14 protein-coding genes are annotated in these 17,119 nt (G+C 68.3%); 6 read left to right on the forward strand and 8 right to left on the reverse strand.

What is annotated here, in order from left to right; all coding sequences use genetic code 11:
- Positions 1-123: 123 nt before the first annotated feature.
- Complete coding sequence (locus PSV00_RS02250) at positions 124-1,419, reverse strand: SLC13 family permease (protein ID WP_300444304.1); 1,296 nt, start codon at positions 1,417-1,419, stop codon at positions 124-126.
- An 87-nt stretch (positions 1,420-1,506) separates the two neighbouring features.
- On the opposite strand from PSV00_RS02250, the gene PSV00_RS02255 reads away from it, so the two are divergent.
- The 3 genes from PSV00_RS02255 (at position 1,507) to PSV00_RS02265 (ending at position 5,990) form a co-directional block, all read left to right on the forward strand.
- Positions 1,507-2,376 carry a hypothetical protein gene (locus PSV00_RS02255; protein ID WP_300444308.1) on the forward strand — a complete coding sequence of 290 codons (870 nt, stop codon included), beginning with the start codon at positions 1,507-1,509 and terminating at the stop codon, positions 2,374-2,376.
- Between the two features lie 157 nt (positions 2,377-2,533).
- The gene (gene ppdK, locus PSV00_RS02260; protein ID WP_300444310.1) at positions 2,534-5,227 is read left to right on the forward strand and encodes a pyruvate, phosphate dikinase; all 2,694 of its coding nucleotides are present in this window, start codon (positions 2,534-2,536) and stop codon (positions 5,225-5,227) included.
- 235 nt (positions 5,228-5,462) lie between these two features.
- Entirely contained in the window at positions 5,463-5,990 is a 528-nt protein-coding gene (locus PSV00_RS02265; protein ID WP_300444313.1) for a porin family protein, read from the forward strand.
- A gap of 72 nt (positions 5,991-6,062) precedes the next feature.
- On the opposite strand, the gene PSV00_RS02270 is transcribed toward PSV00_RS02265, so the two are convergent.
- Positions 6,063-6,326, reverse strand: a complete 264-nt coding sequence (locus PSV00_RS02270; protein ID WP_300444316.1) for a hypothetical protein — start codon at positions 6,324-6,326, stop codon at positions 6,063-6,065.
- Positions 6,327-6,491: 165 nt separating this feature from the next.
- Between PSV00_RS02270 and PSV00_RS02275 the strand changes: the two genes are divergently transcribed.
- Entirely contained in the window at positions 6,492-7,730 is a 1,239-nt protein-coding gene (locus PSV00_RS02275) for a M48 family metallopeptidase (RefSeq protein ID WP_300444318.1), read from the forward strand.
- On the opposite strand, the gene PSV00_RS02280 is transcribed toward PSV00_RS02275, so the two are convergent.
- Genes PSV00_RS02280 through PSV00_RS02305 form a run of 6 tightly spaced genes read right to left on the reverse strand, consistent with a single transcriptional unit; the run spans position 7,714 to position 13,892 of the window.
- Positions 7,714-8,835: a beta-ketoacyl-ACP synthase III gene (locus tag PSV00_RS02280; protein WP_300444321.1), complete on the reverse strand. Its 1,122-nt coding sequence runs from the start codon at positions 8,833-8,835 to the stop codon at positions 7,714-7,716. The two genes, PSV00_RS02275 and PSV00_RS02280, sit on opposite strands and share 17 nt — an antisense overlap.
- A 29-nt stretch (positions 8,836-8,864) precedes the next feature.
- Positions 8,865-10,907 carry a capsular polysaccharide biosynthesis protein gene (locus tag PSV00_RS02285; RefSeq protein ID WP_300444324.1) on the reverse strand — a complete coding sequence of 681 codons (2,043 nt, stop codon included), beginning with the start codon at positions 10,905-10,907 and terminating at the stop codon, positions 8,865-8,867.
- On the reverse strand, positions 10,907-11,758 hold the full coding sequence (locus PSV00_RS02290) for a CoA ester lyase (RefSeq protein WP_300444327.1): 852 nt from the start codon (positions 11,756-11,758) through the stop codon (positions 10,907-10,909). The genes PSV00_RS02285 and PSV00_RS02290 overlap by 1 nt, the downstream gene beginning before the upstream one ends.
- Complete coding sequence (locus PSV00_RS02295) at positions 11,758-12,450, reverse strand: SDR family NAD(P)-dependent oxidoreductase (protein ID WP_300444330.1); 693 nt, start codon at positions 12,448-12,450, stop codon at positions 11,758-11,760. Before PSV00_RS02295 ends, PSV00_RS02290 begins: the two co-directional genes overlap by 1 nt.
- A 27-nt stretch (positions 12,451-12,477) precedes the next feature.
- A complete protein-coding gene (locus tag PSV00_RS02300; RefSeq protein WP_300444446.1) occupies positions 12,478-13,377 on the reverse strand; it encodes an ROK family protein in 900 nt (299 codons plus the stop codon).
- A 20-nt stretch (positions 13,378-13,397) separates the two neighbouring features.
- On the reverse strand, positions 13,398-13,892 hold the full coding sequence (locus tag PSV00_RS02305; protein WP_300444333.1) for a GAF domain-containing protein: 495 nt from the start codon (positions 13,890-13,892) through the stop codon (positions 13,398-13,400).
- A 263-nt stretch (positions 13,893-14,155) separates the two neighbouring features.
- Between PSV00_RS02305 and PSV00_RS02310 the strand changes: the two genes are divergently transcribed.
- On the forward strand, positions 14,156-15,631 hold the full coding sequence (locus tag PSV00_RS02310; protein ID WP_300444336.1) for a tetratricopeptide repeat protein: 1,476 nt from the start codon (positions 14,156-14,158) through the stop codon (positions 15,629-15,631).
- 14 nt (positions 15,632-15,645) lie between these two features.
- Positions 15,646-17,118, forward strand: coding sequence for a right-handed parallel beta-helix repeat-containing protein (locus PSV00_RS02315; protein ID WP_300444339.1), 1,473 nt, complete (start codon positions 15,646-15,648; stop codon positions 17,116-17,118).
- Position 17,119: the final 1 nt, after the last annotated feature.

Genomic DNA, 17,119 nt, shown 5'->3' on the forward strand with positions numbered 1-17,119 from the left:
CGGAGCGTCTGACGTTCGCCGAAACACATAGTCATACGGTCTCCGGGCGGACGCCTGGCGCTCCGCCCACGCCCCCATACCCGCAGCCGATCCGGCGCGCGGACGCGCCCTCACGCCTCAACCTCAGAACGGGAAGAACAGCGGAATGACCCCGACCCCGGCGACCCAGGTGACCAGGTTCAGCGGCACCCCGACCTTGACGAAATCCATGTATTTGTACTTGCCGACCTGGAAGACGAGGACATTGGTCTGATAGCCGAACGGCGTGGCGAAGGCGGCGCTGGCCGCCATCATCACCCCGATCAGGAAGGGCCGCGGGTCGACCCCCAGGCTCTCGGCCAGGGCCACGGCCACCGGGGTGATCAGCACGGCCACGGCGGCGTTGGACAGCAGTTCGGTGGCGAACAGCGTCACCCCGTACAAAATGGCCAGGGCGGCCCACGGGCCCAGCGGCCGGATGAAGTCGATCAGCAGCTCGGTGCCGGCCGCGGCCAGGCCGGTGACCTCGATCGCCAGGCCGACGACCACCATGCCGGCGATCAGCAGCAGCACCTCGGGACGCAGGCCGGCATAGGCCTCCTCGGGGGTGATCACGCGCAGCAGGATCAGGATCACCGCCCCGGCGAAGCCCGCCGCGGCGATCGGGGCCAGGCCCAGGGCGGCGGCGGCGATCACGGCGACGAACACCCCAAGGGCGATCATCGCCCGGCGCGGCTGGAACGGCCGGTCGACGGCGAACAGCTCCAGATCGCCCAGCATGCCGTCGCCGGTCTGCTCGTGGCGGCCGCGGCCCTCGCCGTCGTCGATGCCGTTGGCCAGCAGCCGGCTGCCGAACAGGAACAGGTACAGGCCGCCGACGGCGGCGATGACCAGGGCCACCGGGGTGATCTCGAACATGCCGAACACCGGCTGGCCGGCGTTGCGCGCCATGTCATTGACCAGCAGGTTGGTCGAGGTGCCGATCAGGGTACAGGCCCCGCCCATGATGGTGATGTAGCTGAGCGGGATCAGGAACCGTTTCGGCGACAGGTGCATCGAGGCGGCCACGTCGCGCACCACCGGGGCCGCCAGCACCACGATCGGGGTATTGTTGAGAAAGGCCGAGGCCCCGCCGCACAGGATGATGACCAGCCACAGGCCCAGCTTGCCCAGCCGGGCGCACAGCACGGTCGCCTGGCGGATCAGCAACCCCATCAGGCCCGACAGTTCGATGGCATAGGCCATCACGAACAGGCAGGCCAGGGCGATGACGGCCGGGCTGGCGAAGGCCCCCTGGACCTCGACCGGGCGGATCACGCCCAGCAACAGCAGGGCCGCGGCGGCCGCCAGGGCGGCCACGTCGGAGCGCACCTTGCCGTGGATCAGCACCCCGACCACGGTCACCAGGACGACAAGCGCCGCGATCTGATCGAAACTCATCGCACGTCCAGACCCTTGCCAACCCGCGCCGTCAACCTTTTCGGGCAAGGATGTCACCCGGATAGCGATCTTGTGTTATGCCACCGCATGCCTCGCCTGAACGTTTTCCCGCTTCATCGTCGCAAGCTCGGTGCCGTCGTCGTCATGGCCGCGACCGGCCTGTTCCTGGCCCAGTGTGATCGCAAGGAGCCCGCCCCGGTCGCGCCCGCGGTCCCGGTCCCGGAGGCCCCGGTCACGGTCACGCCACCGGCCCTGCCGTCGGGCACCCCGCCCCTGACCCGCACAGATATTCTGGCCGCCGCCGCCCGCGCCGCTTCGGCCTATGCCGCCGGCGAGACACCGTCGGGCAAGGATCCGCTGGTCGGTCGTCCGTTCGCCGTCCGCATGGCCTTCGGCTGTGGCGGTCCGCTCACCGTGCCCCCGACTCCCGCCGCGATCGATGGTCTGCCCCGGGCGATCTGGGGTCAGGACCACAGGTCCATCCAGCTGAGCCTGACCCCCGGTGACTGGCTTGATTCGGCCCTGATCGCGGGATCCGGGGCCGAGGCCACCTGGGAGACCGTCGAGGGCTTCTGGGCCCCGCGCCCGTGGCTGGCCGTTGACGGCTGCCCGGCGGTGCGTCGCGATCCCCTGCAAGGCGGCAGCACGGCCCCGTCGCCCCAGACCGTCGGCCTGGCCGCCGTGTTCGCCACCGGCAGTTCGCGCCTGGCCCAGCGCAACGGCCGGGCCTACCGCTATACGGTCCGGGCCGAGGGCGACCAGCCGCTGGTCGCGCCCGAGGGCGGCTATCGTCTGGTGCTGGAAGGTCGAGTCGTCGGCTTCCCCGGTGGCCGCGCCATCCGTTGCCGGGCCCCGGGGCCGGATCAACGCCCCGTCTGTATCGCCGCTGTCCAGCTGGACCGGGTCGCCTTTGAAAGCGCCGACGGCGAAGCGCTCGGCGAGTGGCGCAAGGGCTGACCACGCCCGCCGGTCGCGCCCGGTTTCGGGAACGACACCCGCGCTCACGCTTTGTTACGAGCCCGGCCTCGCCTTCGCGGTCGCAGCACGGTAGTCAGGCCGGAACGGGCGGGCCTTCCGGTTCCGCCTTTGACGGACCACGGCTCAGGGGCTGGATATGACTCAGTGGGTGTACGGTTTCGGTGGCGGTTCCGCCGACGGGGCCGCCTCGATGAAGAATCTTCTCGGCGGCAAGGGGGCTAACCTCGCCGAGATGTCGTCGCTGGGCCTGCCGGTTCCGCCCGGCTTCACCATCACCACCGAGGCCTGCGTCCACTATTTCACCAAGGGCCAGACCTATCCCGACGCCCTGGCCGGTCAGGTCAAGGCGGGGCTGGAGACGGTCGAACAGATCACCGGCAAGACCTTCGGTGACGCCGCCAATCCGTTGCTGGTCAGTGTCCGCTCCGGCGCGCGCGCCTCGATGCCCGGGATGATGGACACGGTCCTGAACCTTGGCCTCAACGACGAAACCGTCGAGGGTCTGGCCGCCCTGTCCGGCGACCGCCGTTTCGCCTTCGACAGCTACCGCCGCTTCATCACCATGTATTCGAACGTCGTGCTCGGCCTGAGCCATGACGATTTCGAAGAGGTACTGGACGACCACAAGGACCGTCTGGGTGTCACCATCGACACCGACCTCAGTGCCGCCGACTGGGAAAAGGTCGTCGCCGAATACAAGACCGTGGTCGAGGACCGTCTGGGCCATCCCTTCCCGCAGGATCCGCAGGACCAGCTGTGGGGGGCCGTCTCGGCCGTGTTCGACAGCTGGATGAACGAGCGGGCCAAATTCTATCGCCGCATGCACGACATCCCCGAGAGCTGGGGCACCGCCGTCAACATCCAGTCGATGGTGTTCGGCAACATGGGCCAGACCTCGGCGACGGGCGTGGCCTTCACCCGCAACCCGTCGACGGGCGAGGCCCGGCTGTATGGCGAATTCCTGATCAATGCCCAGGGCGAGGACGTCGTCGCCGGCATCCGCACGCCCCAGTCCCTGACCCTGGCCGGGCGCGAGGAAATGGGCGAGACGGCCCTGTCGATGGAAGAGGCGATGCCCGAGGTGTTCGCCGAATTCGTCGAGGTCATCGGCAAGCTGGAAACCCACTATCGCGACATGCAGGACATCGAGTTCACGGTCGAACAGGGCCGGCTCTGGATGCTGCAGACCCGCAACGGCAAACGCACCGGCAAGTCGGCGCTGAAGATCGCCGTCGACCTGGCCGCCGAAGGGGTCATCAGCCGCGACGAGGCCATCAGCCGGGTCGAACCCTCGGCCCTGGACCAGCTGCTGCACCCGGCGCTGGACCCGAACGGCATCCGCAACGTCGTTGCCACCGGCCTGCCGGCCTCGCCCGGTGCCGCCACCGGCAAGATCGTGTTCGACGCCGACGAGGCCGAGCGCATGAGCCAGCTGGGCGACGCCGTGATCCTGGTGCGTGAGGAAACCAGCCCCGAGGATATCCGCGGCATGCACGCCGCCCGGGGCATCGTCACCGCCCGCGGCGGCATGACCAGCCACGCCGCCGTCGTGGCGCGCGGTATGGGCCGTCCCTGCGTCTCCGGGGCCGGGGAAATCTCGATCGACGAGCGCGCCGGCACCTTCACCGCCCGCGGTCGCACCTTCAGGGCCGGTGAGATCATCACCATCGACGGCTCGAAGGGCGAGGTTCTCGATGGGGCGGTCGACATGATCGAGCCCGAGCTGACCGGTGACTTCCAGACCCTGATGGGCTGGGCCGACGACGTGCGCCGCCTGCGCGTTCGCGCCAATGCCGAGACCCCGCTGGACGCCCGCACCGCCCGCGGCTTCGGGGCCGAGGGCATCGGCCTGTGCCGGACCGAACACATGTTCTTCGACGACGCCCGCATCGCCGCCGTGCGCGAGATGATCCTCGCCGACGACGAACAGGGCCGCCGCCTGGCCCTGGCCAAGATCGCCCCGTTCCAGAAGGCCGATTTCGTTGAACTGTTCGAGATCATGGCTGGCCTGCCGGTGACGGTCCGCCTGCTGGATCCGCCGCTGCACGAATTCATCCCGCATAATGACGCCGACATCGACGCCCTGGCCGCGACCTCGGGCCTTGACGCCGCCAAGCTGAAGCGCCGGGCCCGCGAGCTGCACGAGACCAACCCGATGCTGGGCCATCGCGGCTGCCGGCTGGGCGTGGCCTATCCCGAGATCTACGAGATGCAGGTCCGCGCCATCCTCGAGGCCGCCCTGCAGGTCAAACGGTCCTCCTCCGAAGCCGCCCCGATCCCGGAGATCATGCATCCGCTGGTCGCCATGGGTCTGGAGATGAAATACCTGCGCGAGCTGACCGACCGCACCGCCGAGGCCGTCTTCGCCGAGGCCGGCGACCGGGTAGAGTACCTGGTCGGCACGATGATCGAACTGCCCCGCGCCGCCCTGCGCGCCGGCGACCTGGCCGAGTACGCCGAATTCTTCTCGTTCGGCACCAACGACCTGACCCAGACCACCTTCGGCATCAGCCGCGACGATTCCGGCCGCTTCCTGCAGGCCTATATGGACAAGGGCATCTTCGAGGCCGATCCGTTCGTGCGCCTCGACCAGGAGGGGGTCGGCGACCTGATCCGCATCGCCGCCGAGCGCGGCCGCGCGGTCCGTCCCGGCATCAAGATGGGCATCTGCGGCGAGCACGGCGGCGACCCCGCCTCGATCGCCTTCTGCGAGACGGTCGGCCTCGACTACGTCAGCTGCTCGCCCTACCGGGTGCCGATCGCCCGGCTGGCCGCGGCCCAGGCGGCCCTGGTCGCCCGTGGCGGCGAGGCGCGCGAGAAGGATCGCTAGACCCGGGGACTTCACGCATGGCGCTTTCGTGACGGATTTCTTGCCCGGGTAACAGGCAAGTAATCGTTTGCCTCAATACGGTCATTCTTCGCGTATCGCCGTCTGTGTCCTATTGCCCACGGTTAAGCTTCTGTAACAAATCGGCCATGGAACTGCCGCGGATACTACCCATTTGAAGTCTCGCTGGATGGGGGCGGTGACCAGTCAGGTCACCACATCTAGGAAAGACAGATACATGCGTAATATCCTCCTCGCTTCCGCCGCTCTGGCCCTGCTGGCCGCTCCGGCCATGGCTCAAACCGTTTCCTCGCCGAGCTACTACGGCACGCTGGGCTACACCCAGCTGGACGCCGACGGTGCCGATGTCGGTGCTGTCACCGGTCGTTTCGGTGCCAAGTTCACGCCCTACCTCGGTGCCGAGGCTGAAGCCTCGTTCGGCGTCGGCCACGACACGGTCACGGTTGGTGCCACCAGCGTCAAGATCAAGGAAAACTATGACGTCGCCGCCTATGGCGTCGCCACCCTGCCGATCAACCCGAACTTCGACCTGTTCGCCCGCGCCGGCTACGGCACGACCGAGCTGAAGGCCTCGACCGGTGCCACCAGCGTCACCGACAGCAACGAAAGCTGGAACTACGGCGTCGGCGCCAACTACTACGTCGACACCCAGAACGGCGTCCGCGCTGACTGGACCCGTCGTGACTTCACCAACGGTGGCGGTACCGCCGACGCCTATTCGGTGAGCTACGTCCGCCGCTTCTAGGGTTCAGAAGCCTGATATGAAGAAGGCGCGCTCCTCACGGAGCGCGCCTTTTTTTCTGGGCCAGGCCGGATATCAGGCCATGCCGGGCGCGAGGGCCCATCGCATCGAGCCTTCGCCGAACGGCCGGATAAACAGATCCCGGTAGCGTTCGAATACCTCGACGATCTTCGCTGCCAGATCCTGGGTGATGACCTCGCCCCTCTGGCGCTTCATCGCCGCGACACAGTCGACGACCACGGTCTGATGCGCCGAGCCGCCCATGCTTCTGAGAACGGTGGCGACATCCTGGGCGAGGGGTTCCAGCCTGGGTTCCCAGGGATTGGTGGTCTGGGTCATGCGGACTGTTCTCCCTTCTTCACACAGCGGACGCCTCGCAAACTCTCGCCATCGGTGCAAGCGTGAGCGCAGATTCGTGATCGAAGCGAGTCACGGACATGACGAGGATTTAACCTGACAGGTCGTCAGGTCCCGCGTCATCTGGCGGATAAATGGGGGAAGACTATGACGACATTCGATTCAGCCGCTGCGACGGCGCAATGGATGGCGACCCTGTCGCCGGAAGATACCGCCCGCGCGGTGGCCTATACGCAGGGCGGCCACTGGCTGTTGCTCTGGGGCGTACTGGTTTCCATCGCTGTCGCCTGGGTCATTATCCGGACCGGTTGGCTGTCAGCGATCCGCGATCGGCTCGAGCGGCGCAGGCCGCGCCCGAAACTGGTCTCCCTCGTGGTCGGCGTCGTCTATCTGCTGACCAGCTTCGTCCTGACCCTGCCCTGGGCCATCTATCAGAACTGGTGGCGGGAGAAGGCCTATGGCCTGACCGAACAGCCTTTGACGGGCTGGTTGACCGAGGCGCTGATGGGAACCGCGATCTCGACCGTGTTCGGCGGCCTGTTGATCGTCGCCCTGTATTTCCTGATCCGCCGCACCGGCCGGGCCTGGTGGATCTGGGGCGGCGGGCTGGCCGGTGTCGCGGTCGTCTTCATGCTGCTGGTGGCCCCGATCTTTATCGAGCCCCTGTTCAACACCTATACGCCCGCGCCCGATGGCCCGGTGCGCGATGCCGTGGTCGAACTGGCGCACAAGACCGGGACCCCGGACGACAAGATCTTCATCTATGACGGATCGAAACAGTCGGATCGTTATACGGCCAATGTCTCCGGCCTGTTCGGCTCGGCCCGGGTGGCGATGAGTGACGTGATGTTCACCAAGGGGGCTGACCTGGCCGAGGTTCGCGGCGTCGTCGGCCATGAGATGGGCCACTATGTTCACATGCATTCGCTGTGGCTGACCGGCGCAATGATCATCCTGTCGATGGTCAGCTTCTTCCTGGCCGACCGGCTCTATCCGGTGGCGCGCCGCCTGCTGGGGGCCAACCGCGTCGGTGACATCTCCGATCCGGCCGGACTGCCGGTCCTGGCAGCGGTCCTGGCCGTTCTCGGCGTGCTGGCCACGCCGGTCACCAACACCCTGATCCGTACCATCGAGGAGGATGCGGACCATTTCTCGTTGATCCATGCCAATGAGCCGGACGGCCTGTCGAAGGCGCTGATCAAGACGGCTGAATATCGGGCCCCGTCACCGTCGGCGGTCGAGGAATTCATCTTCTACGACCATCCGAGTGTCGAGAACCGCGTCCGCCGGGCGATGGAATGGAAGGCGGCCCACCCGCCCGCAGCCTCGACTCCCGGGTTGGAGTCGGTGCCGGCGACGGAAGCCGTGACTACGCCCGCTTCCTGACGAAGACGGTGCCGGCGGAATAGCCGGCACCGAAGCTGCAGATCAGACCCGTATCGCCGGTGACCATGTCCTGTTGCCGCAGGTGGAAGGCGATGATCGAACCGGCCGAGGAAGTGTTGGCGTATTCATCGAGTACGATGACATTCTCCTCGGGCGTCGGGTCCCGGCCCAGCACCTTGCGGCCGATGAACTGGTTCATGTTGATATTGGCCTGGTGCAGCCACATCCGCTTCAGGCCGTGCGGGTCGATGCCCAGGTCGCCTGCGTGGTCGATGATCATTTCCGAGACCATCGGCACCACATCCTTGAACACCTTGCGACCCTGCTGGATGAACAGCTTGTCCGGGGCCCCGATGCCCTCGGGCGCGGCATTGTTCAGGAAGCCGAAATTATTGCGAATGTTGTTGGAGAACACCGTCTTCAGCCGCGTGCCCAGCACATCCCAGCCGCCGGGACCGGCCCGGTCCGAGGATTCGACGATCACGGCCGTGGCCACGTCGCCGAAGATGAAATGGCTGTCGCGATCCTTGAAATTCAGGTGGGCCGAGCAGATTTCCGGGTTGATCATCAGCACCGCCCCGACCGAGCCCGAGGCGATGAAATCCGCCGCCGTCTTGATGCCGAAGGTCGCCGAGGAACAGGCGACATTCATGTCGAAGGCAAAGCCGTCGATGCCCAGGGCCTGCTGCACCTCGACCGCCAGGGCCGGATAGGGCCGGGGCATGTTGGACGCCGCGCAGATCACCGCGCCGATCTCACTGACCGGCTTGCCCCAGGCGGCGATCGCCTCGCGGGCCGCGGCGACCGACATCTCGGCCATCAGCGACAGCTCGTCATTGGGCCGTTCGGGCAGGTTGGGAGCCATGCGCGCCGGATCGATGATCCCGGCCTTGTCCATCACGAACCGGCTCTTGATGCCCGACGCCTTCTCGATGAATTCGACCGAGGACGGCGTCAAAGCCTGGACATCACCTGCGGCGATCTCGGCGGTGTGGTCGGCGTTCCAGCCTTCGGCCCAGGCATTGTAGGCCTCAACAAGCTCGGCGTTCGAGATGGACTGTTCCGGCGTAAACAGGCCTGTGGCGGCGATAACGGCGTGGGTCACTGGCGGGTCCGTTGCGTTGACGAACGCCCTCAATAGGCCGGTGGCGGCGCGCGGTCGAGACTCGCTGTCAGCCCGGTGGCCCAGCGCCGGATCCGGTCGGGGCGGTGGGGGGGCGTCCCGGCGCGGGCGGCAATCAGCGCCTCGACCAGATCCTCAGCCTCGCAGGGCCATCCCTCAGGGGTGACATAGAGCGGATAGTCCAGCAGGGCAGAGACGATCAGGGCCGCGAGGTCCGGGCGGGCCGTGCGGCGCGGGCAGGGCAGGCGGTCTTCGGTCAGGCCCCATCCGGCATAGAAGGGGCGACCATGGGTAATGACCTTGCGTCCGCGCAACAGGGCCTCGAATCCGGTCAGGGAGGTCAGGGTCACCACGATGTCGCAGGCGTCCAGGCAGGCACTGATGTCGAGGGCGTCGGCCACGGCGTCGACGGCTTCCAGCGCGCAGGCATCGACCGCGCCGGGCCGGTTGCCGGCGAGGACATCGGGGTGCCCCTTCCAGATCAGGAAGGCGTCGGGATGGTCGGCCCGGGCGGCGGCGATCAGACCGGCATTGGTGTGCAGCTCGCCGCAGCCCAGCAGGATCGAGCGGTCATTCTCCACCTGACCCACGACCAGCACCCGTTCCCGGTCCGCCGGCCAGACAGGCGGGGGCGCGCCCGCCAGGTTGTATTTCGACAGGCCGGCGGCGACGATCCGGTGGTGCAGGGCCGTGGCCCGGGCCAGCGCCTCCGCCGACGGGCGGCCGGTCTGGATCATCGTCTCCAGCCGTGAGGCATGGGTGGGGTCATAGTAGATGCCCTGATCATCCAGCACAGCCGACAGGGCCCCGACAAAATCGGACCCGAGACCCTGTGAGCGGATGAAGCCGTCTTCCATTCGCACCGTTGGCCCGTTGAAGGCCGCCGCCGCCGTGCGGATGGCCGGTGTCTCCTTGCCCGCCCACCATAGCAATCGCCCCCCCCGGGCCCGGGCCGCTGAGACCGCCGCGCCCGCCGTTTCGAAATAGTCCAGTCGGGCGGTTGGTGCGTTCAGCAGTCGCCGCACCGCCGCCCGTTTGGCCGGGGCGAAGCCGACCCCGGCCCAATCGCCCCGCAGTCGTTCGGCCCGGTCCCGCAATGCCGTCAGGCGGGTCACCGCCTGCTCGGCCTCGCAGCGCCGGCCGGTGACCGGGTCGACATAGCGGCTGCAGATGATCAGGGCTGCGGCCGCCACCGTCTCGATCTCGCGCGCCACGCCGCGGCGTCCGGTGTCGACTGCGTCTCTGGTCAGGCCCCAGCCGGCATAGAAGGGCGCGCCGAAACAATGGACGGGTCGGCCCCGCAGCAGGGCCTCGAAGCCGAGGCCGCTGGTCACCGTATAGACGGCGTCGACCTCGGCCAGCAGGTCGGCGGGCCGTACGTCGGTGTCGATCAGCGTCACCCCGCCGAGGTCGGCGTCAGCGATACAGCCGGCCTTGAGCCCGGCGGCCACGGCCGGGTGGCGTTTGACGATCAACTGGGCACCCGGGTGGTCGGCGCGGGCGGCGGCCATCATGGCCGCGAAGGCGTCGGGACCCGCCATGCCGAAGTGGATCGAGGCGTCGCCCCGGGTCTGGTCGACGATCAGAATGCGTCGCCCCGGCTTCAGGATCGACCGGTCCAGCGGTCCACCGAGGTTGGTCCGTGACAGGCCGGCGGCGACGATACGGTCGATCAGGGCCCGCGCCCGGCTCCGCATGGCCGCATCACACCAGTCCGGCGCGTCCGTGATGGTCTGTTCCAGCCGCGATGGGCGGGTGGCGTCATAGTAGACCCCCAGGTCATCGGCGATCAGGCTCAGGCTGGTCGCCCCGGCCTCGCCCAGACCCACCGAGCGCAGAAAGCCGTCTTCCAGCGCCACATAGGCATGTCCGCTGACGTGACTCCACAGTCGACCCGCCCGGGTCGTCGGGCGGCGGCCCCAGCCGAGCACGGCCCGCACATCCGGTCCCGGCAGAAGCCGCGGTGCATATTCGGGCAGAAGGATCTTCAGATACGGGATTGCCAGCAGACCCGGCGCGCAGGCCCAGGCCGGGACAGGGGCGGCTCCGGCCATCAGTCGGGCGTGTGCGAGCAGGCGTCGTGTCGCCGCAGCAGAGCCTCGGCGGCGGTCAGGTGCAGCCGTTCGACCATGCTGCCGCCCACCCGGATCGCGCCGCGACCGGCTGCGGCCGGATCGGCGAAGGCGGCGACCAGGGCCATGGCATGGGCAACCTCGTCGTCGGTCGGGGAAAAGATCGTGTTGGCCACGCCCAGCTGACCCGGATGAATCAGACTCTTGCCGTCGAACCCGTACAGCCGGCCCTGGGCGCATTCCGCGGCCAGGCCGTCGGGATCGTCCAGCCGGTTGAACACGCCGTCGATCACGGTCAGCCCGTGGGTCCGGGCGGCGGCCACGGTGGCCGCCAGCCAGGGCTTGAGCGGTTCGCGGTCCGCCGCCGGACGGCAGCCGAGGGCTGCTGTCAGGTCGTTGGTCCCGAACATCAGCGCGTCCAGGGCTCCACCGACTCCACACAGCGCATCCAGGTTGAACAGGGCGCGCGGCGTTTCGATCATCGCCCACAGGGCGGCTCCGGCCGGCAGGCGTTGACCCAGTTCGATGACGTCGCGGGCATCCTCGACCTTTGGCGCGACGATGATCCCGACTTGCGATCCGGCCAGGGCGTCGAGGTCGTCGCTTCCCCACGGGGAATCCAGAGCATTGACCCGCACGGCCAGTCGCGGGCCGAACCGGCCGGCCCGGATCGCCTCGACGGCTGCGGCCCGGGCCTCGGCCTTCAGGTCGGGCGCGACCGCATCCTCGAGATCGAGCACGGCGACGTCGCAGGGCAGGGTGCGCGCCTTGTCGACGGCGCGCGGGTTCGAGGCCGGCATGAACAGGACGCTGCGGACCAGCCCTTCGGTCATCACACCCGCCCGGTTACGGGGATCAGGGCCCCGGTGATGGCCCGGGCCTGCGGCGAGGCCAGGAACAGCATGACGGACGCCAGGTCGGCCGGTGCGACCCAAAGGGCGGGATCGGCGTCGGGCATGTCGGCCCGATTCTGCGGGGTGTCGAGGATCGACGGCAGGACGGCATTGACGGTCACGGGGGTCGATTTCAGCTCTTCAGCCAGGCTTTCGGTCAGCCGGTGGACGGCGGATTTGGAGGCGGCATAGGCCCCCATGCCGGACACCGACTTCAGCGCGCCATTGGCCCCGACATTGACGATCCGGCCCGCGTCCGACTGTTTCAGATGCGGCAGGGCGGCGCGGCAGCTGTTCAGGGCGGTGGTCAGGTTCAGGGCGAACATCCGGTCCCAGGCGGGCCGGTCGTCATCGACCGTCTGCCAGATGAACCCCCCGGCGATATTGAGCAGGGCGTCCAGCTGGCCGAAGGTTTCGACCACGGTGGCGATGGCTTCTGCCGCCGCCGCGGCATCGGTCAGGTCGACGCCGCCCAGCGCCAGGGCCCCCGCCGGGGCTGTCTGGTCGGTGGCATGGTCGATGATGGCGACCTTCAGCCCCTGGTCCAGGGCGGCGGCGACCACCGCCCGTCCCAGTTCGCCGTGCCCGCCCGTGATCGCGATCACCCGTTCATTCATTGTGGTGTCTCCCATGGGTGATCCCTCGCGCCGGGGGGCGGATCAGTCAACCGGCCACAGCCGCGCCGCGCCGCGAACACCGGATGAGTCGCCCCACCGGGCCGGCACGATGCGGGTAACCAGGCTGTCGGCGAAGGCATGACGGGCAACCGCTGCCGTCACGCGGGGATACAGGTCGGCGATATTGGACAGCCCGCCGCCCATCACCACCACGTCGGGATCAACGAGGTTGATCACCATGGCCAGGGCCCGCGCCAGCCGGTCTGTATAACGGTCCATCGAGGCGGTGGCGTCACGGTCGTCGGCACCCGCGGCGGCGGTGATGGCCTCGGCCCCGAGGACCTGACCGGTCATGGCGGTATGGTCCCGCTGGAAGCCGGTGCCGGAAATCCAGGTCTCAAGACAACCGTGCAGGCCGCACCAGCAGGCCGGGCCGGGCATTTCTTCGGCTGTGGGCCAGGGCAGGGCGACATGGCCCCATTCTCCCGCCAGCCTGTTCGCGCCGGGGATCAGCTGGCCATTGACGACCAGACCGCCGCCGCAGCCGGTGCCGATGATGACGGCAAAGACGACGGCGGCTCCGGACGCGGCACCGTCGACCGCCTCGGACAGGGCCAGGCAGTTGGCGTCATTGGCCAGGCGCACCGGCCGCCCCAGGGCCGCCTCCAGGTCCTCGCCGAAGGACCGGTCGTTCAGCCAGGTCGAATTGGCGTTCCGCATCCGTCCGGTGGTCGGGGAGACCGAGCCGGGCACGGCCAGGCCGACGCTCCCGCTCCGGCCGAGGTCGCGCTCGATCCGCTCCACCAGCCGGACCACGGTCGCCAGGGCTGCGTCATAGGTCCCGGGGTTGGGCTCACGCAGGCGCGCGAGGAAGCCGCCGTCGGCGTCCAGGGCGGCCGCCTCGATCTTGGTGCCGCCGAAATCCACACCGATCTGCATGATGCCGGTCTAGCAGGCCGTCGTCAGGCGGCGAAGACCTGCGTCATCAGCCGTTCCAGGGCTTCGGCATCGACGGCGTCAAAGGCGGCGATCTCGGTGGCGTCGACGTCGAGCACAGCGATCAGCGTGCCGGACGCGTCGAAAACCGGAACCACCACCTCGCTGCGCGAGCGGGAATCGCAGGCGATGTGACCGGGGAAGGCCTCGACGTCGTCGACGATCCGGGTCCTGCCCTCGGCAGCCACGGCCCCGCAGACGCCGCGTCCGAACGGAATTCGCAAACACCCCAGCGTGCCCTGGTAGGGGCCGACCACCAGCTCGCCGGGCTTTGTCGGGTCGACGACATAGAAGCCGGTCCAGAAGAACTGCGGGAAGGCATCGGCCAGCATGGCGGCGCTCGTCGCCATCCGGGCGACGCGATCCGGCTCGCCGTCCAGCACGGCCATGATCTCGTCGTGGACTTCCGCATAGCGGGCGGCCTTGTCGGCGGGACGGTCGTCACGGGCGAGATAGGACATGGGCAGACTCCGGCTGAAACCGCCATATAGGCGGCCCTGACAGACATTGCGACCGGTCGAATTCCCCCATCAGGGGAATCGCTAAATGGCTGAATCTTGGGGATAACTGTTCGTTGAACGAAATTCCCTGAATCTGCGGCAACGGTTTCCCGGAAAACGACGTTAACCTTGACAGCCGGGCGTCCGGACCGGACACATCGGTCTGTGAACATGGTTAATGGCGGACCGGGCGACCGGTCGGCCCGCAACGTGTGAGGGGGAGTATGCGCGACCGCGACGGCTTCGACGACGACCGCGCCCCTGCCCGGCGCCGCCGTGCCCCGATCGCCGTGGCGGCCGTGATCGGCGCTGTGGCCATCGCCACCCTGACCCTGGCCAGCTGCGGTGACCGTGGCCTGCAGTTCTGGCGCCAGGACGCCGGCGGCGGTGCGGCCAATGCCTGTCCGCGCCCGGCGGCCTTCACCGGTGCCGAGTTCAACGCCCAGGAGACCAGCCTGCGCGCCCTGCGCCGGGCCGCCTTCCGCGGCGACTTCTTCGCCCAGCTGGAACTGGGGTCGCGCTATGCCGCCCTGAAGGCGACCGACAAGAATATCGAGGATCCGATCGAGAGCTCGGTCTGGCTGGCCCTGGCCCTCGCCAATGACGAGGGTTACGCGCCGATCAACCGCGTTGATCGTGGCGGTTTCGGTGCCTGGCGGCCGCTGTCCCGCTATGACGACTGCCGCGCCTGGGAACGTCACAATGTCTATCAACGGCTGAACCGACAGTTGAGCCAGATGACGCGGACCGAGCAGGAAGCGGTTCGCGACCGGGTCATCTATGTCCTGTCGACCCAGGACGCCAAGGGCTACCGCGCCCTGGCCCGGCTGCACGATTCCCTCTACGGCCCGTTCGGCGAGCCGCAGGACAACCGCGAGGGCCGCGAGGCCTGGGGCAACGACCGTAACAATGGCGGGCCCGACCATGACGCCCGCGCCCTGCACGCCGCGACCACCCTGTTCCAGCGCAATGACGTGGACGCCTATCTGTACAACTATCTGGCGGTTCAGACCGGTGACGTCGGGGCCTATGTGCTGCTGAAGGATTTCGAGCGCTCGTCGCCGAGCCGCAGTCGCTACGCGGCCTTCGTTGAGGCCAAGGCGCGCCAGTGGGTGCCTCCGTTCGAATTCTATCCGAATACGGCCCCGGCCTCGGGTGTCCCCTTCTCCGACGAGAGCCGTCCGCGCGGTGACGCCTATGAATATGCGCTGTCGCGCATGACTGAACTGCCCTTCGTCCATGTCGGGCGGGCGCTGCGCTATCTCGGGGTCACCGAGACGGTGCCGACCCGTGCCGAAGCCCTGTCGAAACGCCAGATCGAGACTCTGGAGGCCATGCTCGGTCATCCGATGGAGTCGCGCCTGTCCTATCTCGAGCGGGTCCGGGCGGTTCAGCTGGCGGCGGTCAACGGTTCGTCCGAGGCCCAGCTGGTGCTGGCCGTCATGTATGCCGAGGGGATCGGTGTGCCGACCGACTATGCGCGCGCCTTCCACTGGTTCGAAGAGGCCGCCCGCCAGGGCAGTCCCGAGGCCAAATTCGCCATGTCGACCTATTTTGCCCTCGGCGTCTCCGGCGTCGCCGATCAGGACAAGGCCGCCGCCGTCGCGGTGCGGATCGATTCCGCCCTGGCCGGCTTCGGTCCGTCCGCATCCCGCCTGCAGGCCGTCCTGGCCCAGGTGTCCCGCTCGCAGCGCCGCTAGGAGGGCGTGGAATCATGACCAACCGTCCCGTCCGCAGTCTGATCACCGGCCTGGCCGTCATCGCCGTCGCCGCTCTCGGCGTCGTCCTGGCCCCGGCCGCCGAGGCCCAGGTGGCCGCCCGGGTCGAGAGTCAGACCCGGCCCAATTTCGGCGTGTTGCTGACGCCGCCGACCCGCGGCACGCAGGGCCGTTCGGCCCATCATCGCCGCTATGACTATCGCCGCGACCACCGTCCCGACTGGCGGCCCGAATTCCATCGCCAGGGCACCGAGGAGATCGTGCTGGTCGACTGCGGGGGCAATCCCGGCACCGGGGCGGTCGAGGACGCGGTTCGCCGGGTGCGTCCCGGCGGAACCCTGGTCATCCGCTCCCGGGCCGGAGCCTGCGTCGGCTGGCTGAATATCGACAAGCCGATGACCATCATCGGTGAGGGGGGCTTCGACCCGCGCGACTGGAACCGGACGCCGTCGCCGACCCTGCAGGCCCCGGACGGCCTGCCCTGCATCACCGTGTCCCAGGGGGTCCGGGTCGAGATTCGCGACGTGGTCTTCGCCTCGCCCAACGCCAGAGACGCCGCCTGCATTGTCGGTTATGGGGCCGAAATCGTGATGAACCGGGTCGGCTTCCGCCATGCCGGGGACGAGGCCGCCATCTATGCCGATGGCGGTCTGGTCGATATTCGCAATGCCGTCATCGACGCCCAGACCATCGCCGCGGCCATCGTCGCCGACGGATCCGTGCTGACCGCCTATGAGCTGGTCGTCACCGGGGCCCAGACCGGTCTCGAACTGATCCCGGGTGCCGGCCAGACCTCGCGGATCTCGACCTCGACCTTCAAGGGCACCGGTGCGCCGAACAGTTTCGGGCCCCGCTCGATCGGCATGATCATCCGCTCCGGTCGCGACTACGGCCGGGTCGAGATCGAGAACACAGCCATCGTCGGCTATGTCGAGGGCGTGGCCATCGAGGGAGCCTCCGTCACCATCAGCGGAAGCCGGGTCGGGCGTTCCGACAAGGGGGTCGTTCTGTACAACGGCGAGCTTCAGCTGACCGACAGCCGCATACGGGCCGCCGGCGTCGGGGTCGCCGCGGCCTCGGGCCATGCGGTGATCACCAACAATGTTTTCGCCGGGGTGCAGCAGGTGATCTTCGCCGAGCCGCGCGCCACGGTTGAGGCCAGCGGCAACCGCGTCTGGTCACAGTCGGTCTGCCGGCCCACCTTCCGCGATCGTTATCGGGGTCGCTACGAGCCCTACTGGAACCCGGGCGACGGCTGGTCCTGCGTTTACGGCCCCTATCCGCAGGACTGGTGGGACGACGAGGACGGACTTTTGGGCCTGCCCTACCACGATGACGGCTATACCCTGGACGGCTACGACCGCTATCGCGATGGCCAGGGCTGGTATGACCGGGACGGCCGCTATGTCACCGACGACCGCTATACCGGTGACGATCGCTGGAATCGCGGCGGCGGCTGGCGGCGCTGAT

This window comes from Brevundimonas sp., from assembly GCF_029945885.1.
Lineage (GTDB): Bacteria > Pseudomonadota > Alphaproteobacteria > Caulobacterales > Caulobacteraceae > Brevundimonas.

Bases quoted from the DNA above. Each gene is read 5' to 3' on its own strand.
- PSV00_RS02250 (WP_300444304.1), bottom strand. From the start codon at position 1,419: ATGAGTTTCGATCAGATCGCGGCGCTTGTCGTCCTGGTGACCGTGGTC.
- PSV00_RS02255 (WP_300444308.1), top strand. From the start codon at position 1,507: ATGCCTCGCCTGAACGTTTTCCCGCTTCATCGTCGCAAGCTCGGTGCC.
- ppdK (WP_300444310.1), top strand. From the start codon at position 2,534: ATGACTCAGTGGGTGTACGGTTTCGGTGGCGGTTCCGCCGACGGGGCC.
- PSV00_RS02265 (WP_300444313.1), top strand. From the start codon at position 5,463: ATGCGTAATATCCTCCTCGCTTCCGCCGCTCTGGCCCTGCTGGCCGCT.
- PSV00_RS02270 (WP_300444316.1), bottom strand. From the start codon at position 6,326: ATGACCCAGACCACCAATCCCTGGGAACCCAGGCTGGAACCCCTCGCC.
- PSV00_RS02275 (WP_300444318.1), top strand. From the start codon at position 6,492: ATGACGACATTCGATTCAGCCGCTGCGACGGCGCAATGGATGGCGACC.
- PSV00_RS02285 (WP_300444324.1), bottom strand. From the start codon at position 10,907: ATGGCCGGAGCCGCCCCTGTCCCGGCCTGGGCCTGCGCGCCGGGTCTG.
- PSV00_RS02290 (WP_300444327.1), bottom strand. From the start codon at position 11,758: ATGACCGAAGGGCTGGTCCGCAGCGTCCTGTTCATGCCGGCCTCGAAC.
- PSV00_RS02295 (WP_300444330.1), bottom strand. From the start codon at position 12,450: ATGGGAGACACCACAATGAATGAACGGGTGATCGCGATCACGGGCGGG.
- PSV00_RS02305 (WP_300444333.1), bottom strand. From the start codon at position 13,892: ATGTCCTATCTCGCCCGTGACGACCGTCCCGCCGACAAGGCCGCCCGC.
- PSV00_RS02310 (WP_300444336.1), top strand. From the start codon at position 14,156: ATGCGCGACCGCGACGGCTTCGACGACGACCGCGCCCCTGCCCGGCGC.
- PSV00_RS02315 (WP_300444339.1), top strand. From the start codon at position 15,646: ATGACCAACCGTCCCGTCCGCAGTCTGATCACCGGCCTGGCCGTCATC.